This is a genomic window from Paludibaculum fermentans (assembly GCF_015277775.1).
Classification (GTDB): Bacteria; Acidobacteriota; Terriglobia; order Bryobacterales; family Bryobacteraceae; genus Paludibaculum; species Paludibaculum fermentans.
In genome coordinates this window covers 8,014,398-8,033,020 of the sequence record NZ_CP063849.1, presented here as the reverse complement: position 1 = coordinate 8,033,020, position 18,623 = coordinate 8,014,398, and the positions used below count along the sequence as shown (strand labels likewise).

Annotated in this window: 8 protein-coding genes and 1 pseudogene; 2 read left to right on the top strand and 7 right to left on the bottom strand. The window is 60.4% G+C overall.

Annotated elements, in window-relative coordinates; translation table 11 throughout:
• The first annotated feature begins 600 nt into the window (after positions 1-600).
• Positions 601-918, top strand: a complete 318-nt coding sequence (locus IRI77_RS31865) for a hypothetical protein (RefSeq protein ID WP_194448980.1) — start codon at positions 601-603, stop codon at positions 916-918.
• A 1,268-nt stretch (positions 919-2,186) separates the two neighbouring features.
• Here IRI77_RS31865 and ltrA read toward each other — a convergent pair.
• From ltrA to IRI77_RS31845, 4 genes are all read right to left on the bottom strand, one after another.
• A complete protein-coding gene (gene ltrA, locus IRI77_RS31860; protein WP_194448979.1) occupies positions 2,187-3,686 on the bottom strand; it encodes a group II intron reverse transcriptase/maturase in 1,500 nt (499 codons plus the stop codon).
• Between the two features lie 2,564 nt (positions 3,687-6,250).
• Positions 6,251-11,368: an RHS repeat-associated core domain-containing protein gene (locus IRI77_RS31855; RefSeq protein ID WP_194448978.1), complete on the bottom strand. Its 5,118-nt coding sequence runs from the start codon at positions 11,366-11,368 to the stop codon at positions 6,251-6,253.
• A gap of 60 nt (positions 11,369-11,428) precedes the next feature.
• Positions 11,429-11,824, bottom strand: a complete 396-nt coding sequence (locus IRI77_RS31850) for a hypothetical protein (protein WP_194448977.1) — start codon at positions 11,822-11,824, stop codon at positions 11,429-11,431.
• Positions 11,821-12,168 carry a hypothetical protein gene (locus IRI77_RS31845; protein WP_194448976.1) on the bottom strand — a complete coding sequence of 116 codons (348 nt, stop codon included), beginning with the start codon at positions 12,166-12,168 and terminating at the stop codon, positions 11,821-11,823. The genes IRI77_RS31850 and IRI77_RS31845 overlap by 4 nt, the downstream gene beginning before the upstream one ends.
• An 847-nt stretch (positions 12,169-13,015) precedes the next feature.
• Between IRI77_RS31845 and IRI77_RS38755 the strand changes: the two are divergent.
• Positions 13,016-13,138, top strand: a pseudogene (locus IRI77_RS38755) (PepSY domain-containing protein); the annotation flags it as partial.
• A gap of 78 nt (positions 13,139-13,216) precedes the next feature.
• Here the strand turns inward: IRI77_RS38755 and IRI77_RS31835 are convergent.
• From IRI77_RS31835 to IRI77_RS31825, 3 genes are all read right to left on the bottom strand, one after another.
• Positions 13,217-14,110 (bottom strand): alpha/beta hydrolase, encoded by an 894-nt coding sequence (locus IRI77_RS31835; protein WP_194448975.1) that lies wholly within the window; start codon positions 14,108-14,110, stop codon positions 13,217-13,219.
• Positions 14,094-14,663, bottom strand: a complete 570-nt coding sequence (locus tag IRI77_RS31830; protein ID WP_194448974.1) for a DJ-1/PfpI family protein — start codon at positions 14,661-14,663, stop codon at positions 14,094-14,096. The genes IRI77_RS31835 and IRI77_RS31830 overlap by 17 nt, the downstream gene beginning before the upstream one ends.
• Positions 14,664-15,153: 490 nt before the next feature.
• Positions 15,154-18,561: a TonB-dependent receptor gene (locus IRI77_RS31825; RefSeq protein WP_194448973.1), complete on the bottom strand. Its 3,408-nt coding sequence runs from the start codon at positions 18,559-18,561 to the stop codon at positions 15,154-15,156.
• Between the last annotated feature and the right edge of the window lie 62 nt (positions 18,562-18,623).

The window sequence follows — 18,623 nt, the reverse complement described above, 5'->3', positions numbered from 1 at the left end:
GGGCGTTGGCACGATTCGCGGCCAGACGCCTGGGGGAGAGCGGGGTTTTGGGCATAAAAAAACCGCCGGTTGGCCGGCGGCTCGCTAATACCAGTATAGGGAGGCGGCTGGTAGCCCAGGAGCGTGGAATCCCCGCAAGTCGCTGATTCTATGGTCACCGATTTATTTTGAAACCGTGAACTAAAAAGTCTTAATGCGGGTTTGGAGGGGGTCTGTGCGGGAGTGGAACAAGGGAGGGGCGGAGCGAATCGGTGGTCCGGTCGGGACTGGCGAAGATGGCGGCCTACGCTGGGGAATCGAGGACTCCCTGTGATGGGCCCCGGGTGATGGTCCGTTGCTGTGGCCGTTTTGGTTGATTGAATGCGTACTTTGGAGTACGCCGCGACGGGAGGAGAGATGGGGTAATGTCGCGGTGTTGCTGCATCCGAGGTGGTTACGAGACGGGGAGGGGATCGGCGGGCGTGGTATTCCGAGGTTCTGCGGGGAGCGTTGTAAGACGAACTGAGAGGTAAGGCTTTGTTTTTCAGCGGGTTGCGCAAAGGCGTACGTCAGGCTGTCTCTTTCCAACGAATACTAACGATTTTGATTGAGGCCGCCAAGATGGCCCCGCTGTGGAACCCACAGCTCAAACAGGTGCACGAACGGGAAAAAGGCCGGGGCAATCCCAACCGAGCCCCGTTGGCCGTGGCTCGGAAGCTGGTGGCCTACCTGTTGGCGGTGGATCGCAGCGGCCAGGAGTTCCAGCCGCGCGCGATCGCGGAGAAAGAAACCGGATGCCTGGCAGCCTGTGGCGGAAGTCGCGCAGCCGTGTTCGCACCGCCGCCGGTACCTGAGTGGCAGCTCCAGTACAATATCGAAGCCGCTCCGAAGAGAGCCGCCCTCTCCTGGGAGGAAGGCCGGCGCCGGAGCGAACCCTAAGGGCGACAAGGGGTTGCGGCCCATGGCAGTGTCGAGCCGGCCTCCGAGTGGCCGGCACTAGTTCGGCCGGCTCTTCGCGCCCTGGGCTCGCAAGCCCTTGCCGCACGGCTAGCGGGACTTCCGCCACAGACTGCCGGAGGAGCAGGTTGAGATGCCCGCGCAATAACACCCCTTGAAGAACGAACAAAGAATCTCCTGTAGATGAGAGCCAGCACCGGCCGTTCCTCCCGGAACTCGGGACTGCGCAATGGGCCGCAAGGTTCGGATGCGCCACACGGGCTGTTTGAGGCCGGCCGGTAGTCCAAACTCAAACTTCCGCGAAGGCCCGAGACGGGCACGGATGCGGCCAATGGATGTCTGTCCACGCCGGCATTCGGCGATGGTCCAACCTGAAGCTGGGGACGTCGACAGGGAGATCGGCAGGGCGAAGGAAGTTCCACCAACGGGAGCGCAGGGATTAGTGTGTTTTCCCTTGACAACTACTTATCATTGATGTCCCCGTTCCAGGCGGTCCCCGTTCCTTTCCAGCGTTCTATCTCAAGGAAGCCGCTTCAGAAGGATTTCGGTCTCAATTGTTGGCTTCTCTTGTGTGCATCGAAATGCAAACACTCCGGGAGCATGCCCATCTATTGACACTTCGCCCTCTACTCCTTTGCCGAACCCAAACCCGGTAAGAATCCGGCCATACTTATCGGCGGTGTACGTAACAGGGACCGGTTGAGTGAAGTGGATCTTCGCACCGCCTAGGGGCTCTCCAGACTCGCCCCGAGCCGTCAACAAGATCTCGCATGCTGTGCCTGGCATCCGCTCTCGAACCGGACAGAAATCGTAAATCGCCCGAACCGTTCTCAATTCACCCCAAGTCAACACAACGTTGCTAAGCGTCACTTTATTGCACTCGTTGCCAATGACTAGCTTTACAGGCCTGATGCCTAAGTCACAAAACTCCACGCCTCCTGATTGATATCGTTTTTTTATAACTCGTCCACTAGACAGCTCGACAATTACCGGCACATCGGGCTCTCCGCCGCCCGACGAGGTCACAACAACCCTAAGCGAACAGAAATCCGCACCGGATAAGCCAATCAAAAAGGAGAACATTACGCAAAGAGCGCGCATCGCATTCATTTAAAGCATCCATTCAAGATATCAGTATTGTACTTCTTGTACGCCTCAAGTGTGTCTCCGGGATGTGCCTTCCCGGAAAAGGGTCGCGGTAGGGACGGCCATCGCTGGTCGCCCCCCGCACAGATCCGTACTGGCGCTGCTCACGCATACGGCTCCCACCTTGGATATCTGGCGTCAAAGCGCACTGCTGGATGTGGATGCAGTAGCCGGGGGCGCGGCAGCCAGCGCTCGAAGAGTCGAGTTGCCCGCGCCGCGCTCACTCGGGCTTTCTGGCTGCGCCGTTTTAATACGCGCCACCAATAACGTCCGATGCGCTCGCGGAATCGGTCCAGGCTCGCCCAGTTGCCCGGCACTGCATGGTATTGGTAGAAACCGTTGAGAACTCGCCCGAGCCACTCCCCCACTTTCAGCACCGGCTCGTGCATCCGCTCGCGAAGCGTCTGCTTAACTTGCTGCAGCTTTGCCTCCAAGCGTTTCCTCGCCGTGCGCCGCCAGATAGTGAATCGCCCGAGACTGTTGCTCCCGCACTGGTGCGTGAACCCCAGAAACGTGAAGCTCTCCGGTTCGCCTTCACCGCGCTGCTGCCGGTTGTTCTGAGCGAATCTGCCAAACTCGATCAGTCGCGTCTTTTCCGGGTGCAATTCCAGCCCGAATTTGGCCAGCCTTGTCTGGAAGTCCTCCAGAAATCGCTCGGCTTCCTCCCGACTCTGAAACCCCACCACAAGATCGTCCGCGTAGCGGACGACGACAACGTCGCCTTCCGCCTCCTTCTTGCGCCATGCCTCCACCCACAGATCGAACACGTAGTGCAGGTACACGTTCGCCAGCAGCGGCGAGATCACCGCCCCTTGCGGAGTGCCTACCTTCGTTTCCGACCACTCGCCCTCCTCGCTCACTCCAGCCTTCAACCATTTCTGGATCAGGCGCAGAATGCGCGTATCGGCGACTCGGTGTTGGATGAATTTGATCGTCCATTCGTGGCTCATTTGGTCGAAGAACCCGCGAATGTCCGCATCCAGAACCCAGTTCACCTTCTTCCGGCGGATGCCCACACTCAAGGCGTCGAGCGCCTGATGCGGGCTCCGACCGGGCCGAAACCCATAGCTGAATCCCCGAAAGTCCACCTCATATATTTCATTGAGAATGGTCACGACGGACTGTTGAACGATCTTGTCCTCCAGCGCCGCTATGCCGATCGGACGTTTCCGCCCGTCCGCCTTCGGTATGTAGATCCGTCTTGAAGCCTGCGCCCGGTACGCTCCCCGGTGAATCCGGTCTTTCAGATCGGCAAGCCGACCTTCCAGCCCTTCCTCGTACTGCTGCCACGTGACCCCGTCGACTCCGGGCGCCGCGTTCTTCTTTAACGCGTAAAAACTCGTCCGTAGCAGATCATGCGTCAGATGGTGCAGCAGCGTGGTGAACTGCTCCTGCTTCCTTTCCTTCGCTACTTTGCGCACACCGGCCAAGCCCTGTGACACGCCTCTCCCGTCCTGTGCCGGTGGTGTGTGGGCTGGGTCAGTGTTCTCCTTGGTTCGCGCCCTTTTCTCCTCCCTCTCCGCGGCTTCGGCCTGTTGCTCCGTTGCTTTGTTCGAGGGGTTCATCGATACTACGGCGCAATCCGACTCCTCATCGCCGTTCATGCCGGTCTTGCGGCTATTGCCTTCACCGGCCGGACTGCTCCGTTGCCGTGCAGCCAGCGACGAGGTCTCCCGGTTCTCGTGCATGCAGTTTCTCAGCGTGCCTGGGGTCTACGACTACGTGGGATCACCGGAGGTCTCGCGCTATCGACTGCCGGCGTGTAGCCTTCCCCTAACGTCCACAGGGTCGGCATCCCAGAATTCATTCTCGAAGCTCAATACCCAGCCCACTGATACCTCTGTCTACGCTTCGACTCGCGCCTCACGACACGCCCCGCAAGACTCGAGGCCAGGTGGTTCGCTATTCCTTTCCTGTGGGACTCTTTCATTCCCTACTGCATGCCGGTTTATCCCGGCGCACGGACGTCCTGGACTGTCACTCTCGATTTTCCTATATATCTTTCCGGACCATACAGTCCAGTATTCTACTCAAAGGGACCACTTCCGATCACCGTGGCTCCGCCTCATTCACCCTCTGGCTCTGAGTACCTCGACCTCTCTCGCTGGAGCCAACTCTCCCGCCACCTTTGCCCACAGGTCAGCCCGTTGCGCGTGCATTTCCTTCGTAAACGCCTGATCCCCAAACGGCTGACCAGAGTGTGTCGCACGGCGTAGCGCTTTAAGCTCGATATCCACTTCCGGCTCATTCAACAGGCGCGCCCAAGCAGGAGCGGCACCCGCCGCGCGCCAGAACGACAGGTCCGCAATCCGCGCTCGATCTTCCCCCGACAGATGAGCCTCAGCGCTGGACCATTCATAGCACCAAGGGTCTGTCACCAGTCCGGCCCGGACCGGGTTCAATTCCACATAGCGCAAGGCCGCCCAAAGATGCGATGCGCCCAACGGACATGCATTGAAACAGTTCTGCCAAAGGTGCCCACAATGACCCCGGCGAGCGTTCAAATACTGCGCGTACCGGCCGTGCACACACTGCATCACTTCGGGTAGCAGTCTTTGGCGGAAGTCCCGCTAGCCGCGCGGCAAGGGCTTGCGAGCCCAGGGCGCGAGGAGCCGGCCGAACTAGTGCCGGCCACTCGGAGGTCGGCTCGACACTGCCATGGGCCACAACCCCTTGTCGCCCTTTGGGTTCGCTCCGCCGCCGCCTTCCTCCCAGAAAAAGGCGACTCTCTTCGGAGCGGCTTCGAAATTGCACGTGAGCTGCCATTCTGGTACCGGTGGCGGTGCGAATGTGGCTGAGTCCGTCGACGCCTCGTTCGTCCGACCAGTGGCTGGTCTTGCATGAACCTACTGGATCATGCAGATGGACGGATTCGAAGATGGGTTGGTGAGACGCTTACGGCGGGGCCAAAGGTAGCGGCGATTCTGTCGGTGGTAGAAACCTGCAGGCGGCTGGGCGTGCCGATCCGAGAATACCTCGCTGCCGTACTACCGGGCTTGAACGACGTAAGCATCCAGAAGATGCCGGAACTGACACCGATTGCCTGGGCTGCCAAGCGGAGATAGGCCCGCGTCCGCGGGCTTGTCAAGGTGGGGTGGTGAGACGCTTACGAGTGAAGACCCCCAAAGCGATTCGTAAGCTCCTTGTTTTCATAATCATATGGAAGGGGGCACGTCAGACTGTCCCGCTCCCCCCGCTCCCGCGATGCCCCAGTGCCTGCATCATTGTTTGCGCGCCGGAAACGTCCCATCTGCGCGAAGCAACCCTCGTAGGCCCTTCGCTAACTGACGTGTCTCGGGGTCAGCCGATGCCTTAAGGATTTCACAGTACGCAATCACATCCGTTTCGTCTTTTGAATTGATTCTATCAAAAATCCAGCTTAGCCCTTTATTCCGCAGCTCGTTTCTTAGATTTGTGACTCGCATGGAGTATTCCTGGCCAAGCTCCTCGACAAGCACACTCTTGCATACGTCCGGCATCTCCAACACATACCACTTCGACAGCTCCCTGCATGCGCCATGCTTTACTTTGTCGGGTGTATTGGGATACGTAATTTGCCGAAGAAGAACAAACGCATGTGTCACCCCTACAAGCTGACGGGCATTTGCTGTATTTGCGAGCAATCTCGCGGCGAAAGAATCGACATCATAACCGGGCTCAAAATGAAGCAACAACTGAGCTATACAGTCTGCAGGTCTGCTACACAGACGTGATTTCGGCGCCTCAGTGAGCCATGGGGTAGGTAGATCTGGACGATACAAATCTACAGTAGAACGGAACACACCCTCACTTCCTCTACGAATGAAATAGATGCCCATCGTCCTCAGTGGCCCAGACGGTCCAGATGGCGGCCCCGACGCGGAGTATCCATATGAATCATAGTGACGGAACCTTAGTTCACGAAAGCCATATTCGCCTTTGATAATCCTCACGACCTGCAACGTCACCTCTGTTTCAACAATTCTGAGCGGTTCTGGCCTCCATTCAAATTCCGCAGAAAATCTCGCCAGATCTTGCCGACCTGTTACCGTCCCCAAGACAACGATATCCGCCAATTGGACGTCGATTGGCAGATCGAGCGTCCTCATTTGAAAGTCTGGCGGTGCCAGCCCAACCCGAGGAAGACAGCCGGATAGACAGATACACGCCACAGAGAGGAATGTGGTAGCTACTGATTGCATAAGGGGAGCCTCGGCGATCCATCAGGATTCCACATACCAGCATCTCCATTGTATGAGACATCATATATTTTCCTCCCGTTAATCCACTGCGCAGAAATATCGATCGAAAACACCATATAGTCACCACTTGATGTCCTCACAAATGTTGGAACATTTGTCCAGTATCCTCCAGGCAGTGAAGTTACAAAGTACTGGTACGCTTTTCTCAGCCCAACCTGAGTTGAGGCAAGTCCATTCTGATCATTAAATACGCCCCCACTACCGCTGCTCACTGGGTTATCAACATATGCATAATCAAGATTCCCTTCCGATGTTAGAACACGCTCTGTGATCGTTGCTCCGATCGCATTGTTGTTTTGATCATATGCTTGATAAGTACGGTCACGACTTGGCGCTCCAGTTCGGGAATTCTTCATCGTTATGCAGTCACCGACCAATAGAAGATATGCAACACTTGGCGTTCCATCACGTTGCGCGAACGCCGATGCCGCCATACCAAGTAACTGCAGCATTGCCACGTTGGCGGCCCGCTGCGCGGGTGACAGCCACGGTCCAGTTCCCTCCGGTCCTCGCGCAACAAAACGTCCGCCACCACCGCCACCGCCGCCGCCGCCACCCCACTCGTCGCCCCACCCATAGGAGGAGCAGGGACCCGAGAGCGACGCATCCCACATCCAATTGTTGCCGCAAGGAAAGCTATTGGGTGCCCGCAACATCAATCCTGATGGATCAACATAACTAACCGGATTATTCTCCACGTACGCATACCGGTTCCAACTCGCTGGATCCATGGTGCCTCCGCTCGCCATATATGGATCCGCACTGGTAAACCGCCCGAACTGCGGTGAGTAATACCGGTTCTGAGCATAATCCAACCCACTAAACCCGTCCCGAGTATACGTCGCGAACTTCTCCCGATTCTCAGCAGTGCTCGCCGGATTCTGATCCCCATAGGGGAAGTACCTCAGTGCCTCCGTCCCATCTTTCACCACGCTCCCCAATCGGTCGGTCACCACCGAGTTCGCTCCACTGCCGATCAGGCGCCCCCCGAACCACACTCGAATCGACGCAGACGAAAAGTACTTATGCCCGTTCGCCTTCGTCCCTCGTTGGTATACACCCAGAAGTTCGCCGGCCAAGCCATAGAAGAAGGTCTCTACCGTTCCATTCGACCGCGTGACCTGGATCCGTTGATTCGCCGCCGAGTACGCATACCTCTCGACATTGTTCGCATCCAGCGACATCGACACCATGCGGTTGTCCACGTCGTAAGCCGCCGTGCCCGCACCCGTCCCGAAAGACTCGATGCTGCCATTTGCATCATACGTTACTCCGCCCCCGCTCAACCGGTTGGTGGCCGGATCTACGCTGAACACCGCGGCACGCCCGCCTTTCGTCACTTCCTGCCTCAGGCGATTGCCGAAGCCATCGTAAGCCCACGTCAGGCCCCACTCCGGCCCGGTGGTTGCTGCCTCTATCAGTCTTCCGAGTTGATCGTAGGTGTATGAAACCTCCTCGCCGCTGATGTTGTCCTTTCTCGACGTAATCCGGCCGTCGTTGCCCGTTGTCGAGTAGCGATACTCGATGTTCGAACCGCGGCCTGATGCTTGCGTCAGTTGCCCGAGCCCGTTATAGGAAAACGTCTCCGTGTCGGAGGTCCCATTGGGCTGATACACCACCATTTGGGTTAACTGGCCGGCGGCATTCCTTTGCGCCGTCACCCGCCAACCAGGCGAGGCGTATGTGGAATCCGTCAACTTCTGCGGGCCCATCGGATCGACGTATTGGTACCCGAGCGTCCGCCCCACCTCGGCCACGGCGCCACTGCTGTTGTAGACATCCGGGTACTTCAACGAGATCATCCGGCCCAGAGTGTCATATGTATACACTGCCTCCAGAGGAGTGTCGTTATTCGGGAATGCCACACTCTTCTTGCTTACGAGGCCACCCACTGTGTACTCATAGGTCTCGGTGGCCGCTCCGACAGCCACGCTGCTCAGTCGACCTTGGGCATTCACGCCCGTATCGTAGCCGTACGTTGTCGTTTGGGTAGGGTCATCCACCGTCGCCCCTGACGGTTTGCGATAGATGGCGCCCAGCCGTCCGTAGCCATCCCTCACGTAAGTGGTTACATTGCCCTTCGCATCGGTCTTGGTGCGGATCTGTCCATCCGTCCAGTAAGTGTAGGAGGTTGTGCCGGATTCGGGCTGAACCACGCTTGTCAACTGGAAGAGAGAGTTGTAATTGAAGGTGCGGGTCTGCGTCGTCGTCCCGCGAGTCATCGTCACAGTCCGCAGTTGATTGAAGAGATTATAGGTGTAGTCCGTGATGACTTCCGGTGGCTCGCTGCCGCCCACCTTGTATGCCGGGTTCGGTTCGATCACGTGGGCCAGATTGCCAAACGCGTCCATTATGTATTTTTTCCAAATCGGCCGCGTTGAGTCCCGAACTGGCGACGTTACTGTTACTGTATTCCCTTCGTACAGATACGTGGTCTGCCCCATCGCGTCAGGGAGAGCCACGTTCGTTGTGCGGCCACGGCCGTCATACGTATATTCGGTGTACTTTGGGGTCCCACCCAGCGCATAGGGCCTGGACACGCGCTTCAGTTTGCCGGTGGGTGAGCAGGCGCAGGGCGCATACTGGGTGTCGGTGATCGACAAGGTAGCACTCGGAGAGCCGACTCGCGATTGAACGGTTCGTCCGAAGCCGTCGAAATCCGTCACCTGAGATCCGGCATCCGTGGCCACAGCCGTGGAGTTCGTCCAATAGCTGTAGGTGCTCATCCCGCCGTGGGCATTCGTGGTAGTGGCCGGCCGCTGGATCGAATCGTACGTAAAGGACGAAGTCGCGCCGTTGGCCCCTGTGGTCTGTGTCAAACCGAGCATCTGGTTCCACTGGTAGGAGGTCGCCAGGTTGGAATTGCCGTTCGGAGTCGTCATGGACGGGACGGTGTACTTCGTCGCCTCGTTCAGTGTGACCGCCACCTCTTTCGAGGTCAACGGTTCTCGCGACTTGATCACGTTGCCGGCAATGTCGTAACTCATGCAGACATTGGGCTTGCCCAGTTGGGAGACCCAAGTCGGCAGACCACGATCGGTCTTTGATGTTCCGAAGGCCGAGTCATGGAAAGTTATGTTCGGAGCGTCGGTCAAAGCTACGCTGGAACTGCCGCAATCCGCGCTGGCGGCTCCGTCGTACTTAAATTGAGCAGTCGTCACCGTTTGCGACCCAGCGGTCACGCCCACACTAGACACCCGGTCATACATGCCCTGGCTCGCCATGGTGGTATCCATCACCTTCCAGGCGCGCCGGGCCGGCGTCGTCAGATCTTCGTAGTCGTATTGCCGCTCTTCGGTGGCATTCAAATACCCGTCGCGAGTGAACTCCACCTTGGACACTTTCTCGTTGGCGGTGTCCGGGTCGAGTTTGGTGGTGACCACACCGGCATACGGGTTCTGGTTCGAATTCACCGTCCAGGTGGTATCCCAGCGGACCAATGCCCGCTGCGACGGGGTCAGGACCCGCTCCTCTTCCTTCGTCGTGAATCCGAAGTAGGCAGAAGCGACGCTATTGTCGAAGTACCAGACGTGGTCGTTCGCGCGGCTGTTGCCGGGATCCACAATGGTCCGCGACAGGTGGCCGGCTGTCGGGACCGAGCCTGGGGCGGAAATCTCATACGAGTATTCGCTGCAGCTCGTGCACATCCGCAGCCAGCGGTTGTTTACTTCGCGGAACCGCTGTTGGTTCCCGTAGAGAATATCCGTATAGCTCCAACGCAGGCGGCCGCCACGCGGCATCGTCACGTTGTCCAGTTCGCCGGAGTTGTTCGTGGCGTAGGCAAACGTGTGGTTCAAGCCCAGCCCGACGTGGGTCACAGTGGTTAGCAGGGTGGTCGTCCCGAAGGTTCCATAGGGCGAGAAGGGCGACTTGAGCGTCTGCCCGGTCGAGTAAGTGAACTCGAACTTCTGATCCGGGGCGATCAGGTTCGTGATGCGGATCAGGTGCGGCACCGCGTCGGTGTTGTATTCGAACTGGAAGACCGCGCCTAAGTCCTGAGCGGCCCGAATATCAGCGATCGTGGAAATCCTGCCGCTGGTGGAACCCGCTGGCGCCTGGCTCCCCTGCATGTACTGGATCTTCGTCAGGTTTCCATTGCGGTCATAGAGATCCGTGGGATACATCGTGCCCGCATCGGCCTCATTGCCGGCCGACAGCCCATAGAAGCACCAATAGCTGCCATCCGGAAACCAGAGCTTCTGGGTGGACGCTTCAAATCGAACCAGGGGGCCCTCCTTGGTGCGCCACTTCCCGCTTTCGTTCACATCGAGGTGGTACTCCGCTCCGCTCGGGTCGGTGTAGGTGTAGTGGTGGATCGTCACCGAGTCGCTGTAGCTCGGCTTGATCTTGCCGGGCGTCATGATCCAACCGTAGCCGTAACCGATGTCCTGGCCTGAGTTGTATGTGCCTGACTGGTCCTGCTTCCAGTTCTGGGAGTTGTAGCTCAGCCCCAACGGCAGTTTCCAGCCGTTGCGGCCCACGGCGGTTATCAGAGGCAGGGAAAAGTTCAGGTTCCCGCTGAACAGTCCGATATTCTCGCCTTCGCCACCCCAATAGGAACTCGTCGGTCGCAGGCCGCGCCGCATCCACTCGGGTCCGCTGTTCGTTGGGACGGTGACGCTCTTGCTGGTTCCGGTACTCCAGTTGTTGTGGAAGTCGACGGAATAGATCGTGTAGGTGTAGGTGGCAGTCGGCGTAACGGTCGTGTCAGTGAGGGAGGTACTCGGTGTCTCCGACAGGTAGGCACCATTCCGATAGAGAACGTAGCGCGCCGTTCCGGTACCGGAGTCGGACGCGCCAGCCCACGAAAGCCCTACGGACGTCGGCTGTGCGCTGACGACAATCGAAGCGCCGCTCACCGGATTCGGGGCTGTGACATCCAATGCACCCAAATCGACGCTGTAGAAACCATTGCCCGTTCCGGCCATGCCGTCAATCCCCAACCCGGAGTTGTAATAATTCGGGAATGGCGTGGTGATCGGGCCCACTTTCAACACATTGTCCAGATACACCAGAACCCCGGATTGCGTTGTTACCGACCTCATCTGCATGCCGTCATGGCAGCCAACCGATTTGGCGGCATGCTGCGTGAGAACGCCTTGATCTCACGACTTCACCACAATGGTGGCCGAGCAGTTGCTGCCGCTGAACACCACGTTGGTCAGGGCAACCTGGATGAACGATCCCTGTGGGTTGTACTGGTTCAGGGAAGTGTCAGTCGATGCTCTGTGCAGATGGCTGTAAACACCCGGTGTATATATACTGTCGCTTGCCGTCAACTTCAGAGTGGAGTGGACTTCGTTTGGACTTGCCGGGGCCAGCATCACGAACACGAAACCCGGCGAGGGGGTTGTCAGCCAGCCTTGCGAGGTGCTGGTCGAGCCGGCGACGGTCCAGTAGGAAGTATTGACTCCACTGGGATTGTTAAAGACCTCGGAATAGTAGTACGTATATGCCCATGCGGGCACGGCGAGGAGGGCCAACAACGCGAGGCGCCTCATTGGTTCTTCCCCCGCGCTTTTGACAATCCGAGAAACTCATCCAGATCGAAATCCGCTTTCTTCTTTCGGATCTCCGTTTCCAGATCCGTTTTATTGGACTTTCCTGTATCGAATGAAACCGCCCCGTCTTCACGAGAGGACTCGATCTCATCCAGAAGCTTCAATGCGGCGGCCGTTGGCCAGCTGGTACTGAAGACGGCGATGGCCCATTTCCCGTCGTCGCTCACGACAAACTCGTAGTCCAGCACTTCGCGCTGCACCTTGTCAGCAGGGCTCGCGACGAACTTCGGACGCCGCGGGTCGTCAGGCGTCCCCTTGCCTACCAAGGGCACGACGGCGATCACCTTACGCCCGAGAATTCTGGATTGAGCGTGCGTCGGGGGAGAGAATCCGAGTAGAAGCGATAGAAATGCTCCATAAGTCCAGAGGCGTAGGTGCGGCGAAGGCATGGGCAGAAACTATCACGCCAGCAGACAGCAATACAACACCTCTGCTCCACGGCATTCCGTCGACAGACTCCAATTCAATGAATCCAATGGAGAAATGATTCTTCAATCGAATCCTAAAGCAGGCCGATGGCCTGTTGGCCTTTACGCTGCCAGCCGACTCAATCCATACGAACTATTCATTAAATCGAAACCAGCAGCAGGTCTTTGTCTTGCGGACTTCCCGATCCGATTGAGCTGCGCCTCAATGACTGTTGACCCGACCGGCCCAGGCCGGCACCGGCGGGCAAGGAGGCCCGCAAGGCCCTCTGGCGGCACTCACCGAACCGAGGCTAGGTGGCGACGGGGAATGCGGCGTCGTTGTCGATTGCCTGTCGATCGACATTTCGGGTTCCGGTCATGGTGAAGGAGCTACTGATGTCACCCGGGCAATGGGGCGGATACACCTGGTTTCCAGACTCGGGCCGCTTGCGGGGACAGGCTTCGCCCTCATCGCGCAGGGTTTCGTTTTTAGCGGCGAGGAGGAGGGCGAAGGGGTCGCCCGCGTCGGCTCCTGGAGGCGGCTAGATAATCGAGCAACATCCGCCTTACTGGCGACCGACACAAGGATCTCTCGGGATGGGACGAGGGAAGGGGCACCCACACATCGGCGGGGATGATACGGCCCTCGCTGAGGGACCGCCGGTTGGCAAAGGCTCCGCCAGCCTGATCCCTTCGAAACGGACGGGTTCACTGGAGGCCGGGCGATTGCATCGTCTCCCTGATGGGGCCGCTTCACTTCGGAGTCTATTTGGGCATGACGGTGAAGATCCTGTGGGCCGTGCTGGGGTTGATGCTGCCGCTGCTGGCGGTCACGGGCTGCCTGATGTACTGGAACCGCTCGCTGAGCAAGCTGTGGAAGGGATGGGGGCGTCGAGACGGGCGATGGAAAGACAGACCGCGGCTCTCAGCGCGCCTGGCCGAGGTGGAGACGGAGGAAGGCGGCGACGTTGGAGAGCGCGTCGCGGGCGACGCTGAGGGTTCCGGGCATCGTGAAGAAACCGTGGATGGCGCCCGGGTAGCGGCGCAGTTGCACGCTGTTTCCGGATTCGATCAGCTTGCGGGCATAGGCCTCGCCTTCGTCGCGCAGGGTGTCGTATTCGGCGGTGAGGATGAATGCCGGCGGCTGGGCTGATGTGTCCGGGGCATGGAGTGGGGACGCCAGGGGGTCGCGCGGATCCGTTGCGGGGGGCAGGTAGAGGGACCAGCCGCGCTGCATGTCGATGGCTCCGGGGCCGTAGCCTTCGGCGTACTCGGCGTAGGAAGGTGAACTGCATTCCGGGTCGAGCATGGGATAAATCAAGACCTGACAGCGCAGGGCCGGGGTGCGGTGGGTCAAGGCAGCGACCGCGGCCAGATTGGCTCCGGCGCTGTCACCGGCGATGGCGACCGGTACGCCCTGAGTGGAAACCCACTCTAGGGTGCGGCAGGCGTCTTCGGCGGCGGCGGGAAAGGGGTGCTCGGGGGCGAGGCGGTAATCGACCGCGATGACGCGGCAGGCCGCGGCGATTGCCAGGAGGCGGCACACGGTGTCGTGGCTTTCGAGATCGCCGCTGAAGAAGCGGCCGCCGTGGAAGAAGATGACGACGGGCTGGCCAGCCTCCTTCGTGGGGCTGTAGTGCCGGACCGGCGGCAGGCCGGACAAGTGGAGGTCTTCCACGAGGGCAAGCGGGGGCGGCGGGCCGGCCAGGGCTCCGGCATCCCGCAGCCGTTGGCGCGTCTCGGCGACGCTGAGCGAAGAGCGAGGCGGCTGGCCCTTTTGGCGTTCCAGCAGGGCCGCGACTTCAGGATCGAGCGGCATCGGGCTTGGCGGATAACTGCGCAAAGATCTCGCGGTAGAAATCGGGGTGGGATTGCCAGGTCTGGGCGGAGATGATGCGGCCGTCGCGAACGGCCTGCTGATTGACGAAGGTTCCGCCGCCCTGCTCGGCTTCGTAGCGGACGTGCTCGTAGCAGGTGAGGCGTTTGCCTTGCGCCAGGCCGGCCGCGACCAGGATCTGGATGCCGTGGCAGATGGAGAAGATCCACTTGCCCTGTGCGTCGAATTCCCGAACGATGTCGAGGAGCTTCGCGTCGTTGCGGAGGTACTCCGGCGCCCGGCCGCCGAGGAGAAGGATGGCGGCGTAGTCGGAGACGCGGACCTCGCCGAAGGTCAGGTCAGACTCCAGGCCGTAGCCGGGACGTTCGACGTAGGTATCCCAGCCGGGTTCGAAGTCGTGCATGACGAGGTGGAGGCGGCGCTTCGAGGGCGCGGCGACCACCGCGTCCCAGTTCTCTTCCTGGAACCGGTGCACGGCATAGAGTGCTTCGTAGGACTCGCCGGCGTCGCCGGTGACGATCAGGATCTTGGGCATCCCTCTACTGTAATGCGAGTGGGCGGGGTTGCTCCACTGACGGCGGGCGGGTAGAGTGTCGCGCTGTTGATTGGCGCTTTCCGGTGGGCTATCCGCTCATTTACATTCGCGGCTCCGTTTGGGGGTTCCTCCGCTTTGGCGGTCCGTGGGGGCATGGGGGCTCCCTTGTGGACGCGTGGGTGTCCGCGGCCCGCCCCGTTGAAAGTCAGGCGGGTGGGTGGCGATGAGCCTCCACGGGGCCGACCAGGGGGTCGCCCGCCGACCAGGGGGTCCGCCGTCCCACGTGTTCCGGTCCAGCGGAGCTTCCCTCAGCACTGGCGGCCAGGATGGCCATGCGGGACTCCTTGCCAGGCGCGGTTCGCAGCGCGGTGGGGACCACTCCCTTACGGTTGTGGTTCGTAGTGCTCGGATGCGTTTGACGGAGATAAGGGGCGTGGAAAAGGGAGCAGACCGGGCTGCTCCCTTCTCCTACGGTGGATTGGCTGAGTTGCTAGAAGAGCAGCTTGAGTCCGAACTGCAGTTGCCTGGGGTCGTTGGCCTGGGCCGTGACCTTGCCGAAGTTCGCACCGCCGTTCACGTTGGTGTTCGGGCTGGCGAAGCGGACGCGGTTGAGGGAGTTGAACGCCTCCGCGCGGAATTGCAGGGAGAACTTCTCCGTCAGCTTGAATTGCTTAAAGACGGAGAGATCGAGGTTGTTAGTGTGGTGGTTGCGGAGGTCGGCGATGAGCGGGCTCAGGTTGCCGAGGGTGTAGGGCGCCGGCTGGCTGAAGACGCTGGTGTCGAACCAACGGTCGAGGCGGGCATGGGCGTCGCCACTGAGGGACGCGCGCTGGCCATTGTTGTTCGCCCGAGCCGCCTCGCTGAACAGGGCCGCGGTGCCGTTGGCGCTGATGCCCAGCGGATTGCCTGATTGCAGGGTGTAGATGCCGTTCACCTGCCATCCGCCGATGACGGCATCGAACGCGCGGGACATACCCGTGCCGAAGCGGCGGCCGCGCCCGACCGGCAGTTCGTAGACTCCGCCGAAGACCAGGCGGTGGGGGACGTCGACGCTCGAAATGCTGCGGCTGCCGAGCACGTCATAGCTGTTCTGATAGCTGGTGCCGGTGTCCATGGCCTTGGCCCACGTGTAGCTGCCTTCGAACGTGACGCCCTTCGAGTAACGCTTGCTGAAGGTTGCCTGCATGGCGTTGTAGTCGGAGGTGGCGCCTTGCGAGAACAACGGGTAGATGCTGCCGTACTGCGGGTAAGGCCGGAGAAGCTGGGCCCGGGCGACCTGGCGGTTCGCGATGACTCCACCGACATTCGGCTGGCCGAAGAACGGGTTGTCGACGAGCTGATTCAGTTGCGAGCCCAGGCTCAGGTAGGACGGGTTGAGCTGGTTCAGGGTGAAGCCGCCTTCGCCGCCGCGCGAGAGCTGGCGGCCGCGGTTGCCGACGTAGGCGACTTCGAGGAGAACGGCTCCGGGGAGTTCGTGTTGCACGGTGAGGTTGTACTGCAGCGTGTAAGGGGTGTTGGTGTTGCTGAGGGGCGCGTCCAGGTTGCTGCCCAGGGCCGTCCTGGCGCCGAGGGAGGAGCCCGGGACCGGCGGGAAGCCGCCCGGGAACGGGTTATTGAGCAGATTCAGCGGGGTGAAGCCATCAAGACTGGTGATCCAGGTGGTCTCGACCCGGAAGCCGTAGGGGCCGACAGTGCCCTGGGCGGCCAGGGTGCTGGGTCCAAAGAGTTGGGCGAAGCCGGCGCGGACCGCCGTTTTGTTGTTGATCTGGTAGGCCACGCCGAGGCGGGGCGCGAAGTTGTTGTAGTCGCCGGAGTACTGCGAGCGGCCGTTGCCGCCGGCTCCGACGAAGCGGAGCGCTCCGGTGAGATTGGCGTAGCCATTCACATTGGCGAGAGGAGAGGCCAGGGATGGGTCGAACCAGCTCATGCGGTTGAAGCGTTCCGTACGCGGGGTGTCGAAGTCGTAGCGAAGGCCGAGATTGAGGGTGAGCTTGCGAGTGATGCGCCAGTCGTCCTGGACGTAGAACGCGTGGTAGAAGCTGTTGGCGGCGACGTTTTTCCAGTTCTGGTAGAAGTTGCCGCTGGTGCCGGCGCCGAGCAGGAACGAGGCGAAGCCGAAGCCGGCGGAGGAGCTGCTGACCGCGGGATTGGGTCCCTGCGTCATGGCCGCGGTGAAGCCGAAGGTACCGGCGGCGCGTGCTTCCCAGACGTTGATGCGGAGCATGCGTCCTTCATAACCGGCCTTGAGGGTGTGGTTGCCGGAGAGTTTGGTGAAGCTGCCGGCCAGGCCGTAGTTATTGAAGCCGCTCTGGCGGTGGTCGCCGCCGCCGAGGGAGGTTTGAGTGCTGACGTCGAAGCGGGGGAACATCAGGCGGTCCACCGCGGAATCGAGCGCGGTGGGCAAGCCCAGGCTGGAGGGCACGAAGTCGAGGCCCTGGTTGTCGTAGAGAAAGCGATTGCGGGCAAAGGACACGCGGAGGTTGAGGAGGGCCGTGGGGGTGACGGTGTTGGTGTAATCCACGACGACGTTGCGTCCGAAGTCGTTGTTGTTGATGCGGCCTTCGGCGATGCCCGTCGCACCGGGGAAGAGTTGGGGCGGTCCGTTGAAGTAGCGGCGATAGGAGAAGCGGCCGAAGAGGCGCTGGCGGTCTGTGAGGTTGTGGTCAACACGTACGTCGAAGTTGTCGGTGTTGAACTGCGCCGAGCCGGTGCCGTAGAAGTTGTTGCGTCCGATGGAGTCGCCGGCCAGGTTCGGAGTGGGGTAATACTTGATCACGTTGCGGGCGACGGCGTCCCAGCGATTGGAGGGGATGAGGTTGCCGGGGAAGGCGTCGCGGATGGAACCGGAGCCGGACGGGTTGGAACGGGTGGTGAAGGGATCGAAGATGGTGATGCCCTGGGTGGCGGTGGCGCGGGTCTGGGAGAAGTCGCCGGCGCGCTCCAGTGCTGTGGGCACGGTGGTGAGACGGTCAGAGAAGCTGCGTTCGCGCAGGCCTTCGAAGGCGGTGAGGAAGAAGAGCTTGTTGCGCAGGATGGGCCCGCCAAGGTTGCCGCCAAACTGATTCCGCTTGAAGCTCGAGAGGCCTACGCCGCGCTGGTTGGCGTAGTAGTTGTTGGCGTCGAGCACGGAGTTGCGGAGGAACTCGAAGGCTCCGCCGTGGAAGTTGTTGCCGCCTGATTTGTAGACGAGATTGAGGACGGCGGTCATGCTGCGGCCGAATTCGGCGGGGAAATTCTGGGCTTGTAATTTGAACTCCGCGACTGCGTCGACGGAAGGGAAAACGGAGACGCCGGCGAAGCCGTTCACGGTGGGGAAGGCCGCGCTGGAGCCGTCCACCAGCACGTCGAAGGTTCCGCCCCGCGCGCCGTTCACGCTAAAGCTGACGCCGTTGTGAGCATTGCCGATGCTGCCGGCCAAGCCTGGCGTGAGATTGACGAGGCTGTAGACGTTGCGGGTGTTGAGGGGCAGGTCAGCGATGCGCTTGTTGTCGACGACTTTGCCGACGGAGGAGGAAGTGGCCTCGACCACGGCGGCATCGCCTTTTACCTGGACGCTCTCACTGACCGCGCCCACCTGCAGGGCCACGTCCACGCGGGCCTGCTGCTGAATCTGGACCCGAATGCCGGTCTGGGAGAAAGCTTTGAAGCCGGGAGCGGCAACCGCAACCGCGTAGTTGCCGGGCGGAAGGAGCGGGGCGGTGTAGTCGCCTTCCGCGTTCGTGACGACTTCCAATTTCGAACTGGTGCCGACGTTGGTGACTGTAACGTTCGCGTTCGCAACCACGGCGCCGCTGCCGTCGGTGACAGTGCCAATGATGGTCCCCGTTGCGGTTTGCGGCCACGCTGGGGTGAAGCAGGCCAGTAGCGACACTACCAGCAGGAGTGCATTCTTTTTCATTTGTTGGGTGAGACCTTTTCCCGGAGGCTACCAAACGAAGGTTACCAAGGATTCAAAGCGGC

Excerpts from the sequence above, each read along its gene's own strand:
- IRI77_RS31865 (WP_194448980.1), top strand. The coding sequence starts at position 601 with ATGGCCCCGCTGTGGAACCCACAGCTCAAACAGGTGCACGAACGGGAA.
- ltrA (WP_194448979.1), bottom strand. The coding sequence starts at position 3,686 with ATGAACGGCGATGAGGAGTCGGATTGCGCCGTAGTATCGATGAACCCC.
- IRI77_RS31855 (WP_194448978.1), bottom strand. The coding sequence starts at position 11,368 with ATGAGGTCGGTAACAACGCAATCCGGGGTTCTGGTGTATCTGGACAAT.
- IRI77_RS31850 (WP_194448977.1), bottom strand. The coding sequence starts at position 11,824 with ATGAGGCGCCTCGCGTTGTTGGCCCTCCTCGCCGTGCCCGCATGGGCA.
- IRI77_RS31835 (WP_194448975.1), bottom strand. The coding sequence starts at position 14,110 with ATGCCGCTCGATCCTGAAGTCGCGGCCCTGCTGGAACGCCAAAAGGGC.
- IRI77_RS31830 (WP_194448974.1), bottom strand. The coding sequence starts at position 14,663 with ATGCCCAAGATCCTGATCGTCACCGGCGACGCCGGCGAGTCCTACGAA.
- IRI77_RS31825 (WP_194448973.1), bottom strand. The coding sequence starts at position 18,561 with ATGAAAAAGAATGCACTCCTGCTGGTAGTGTCGCTACTGGCCTGCTTC.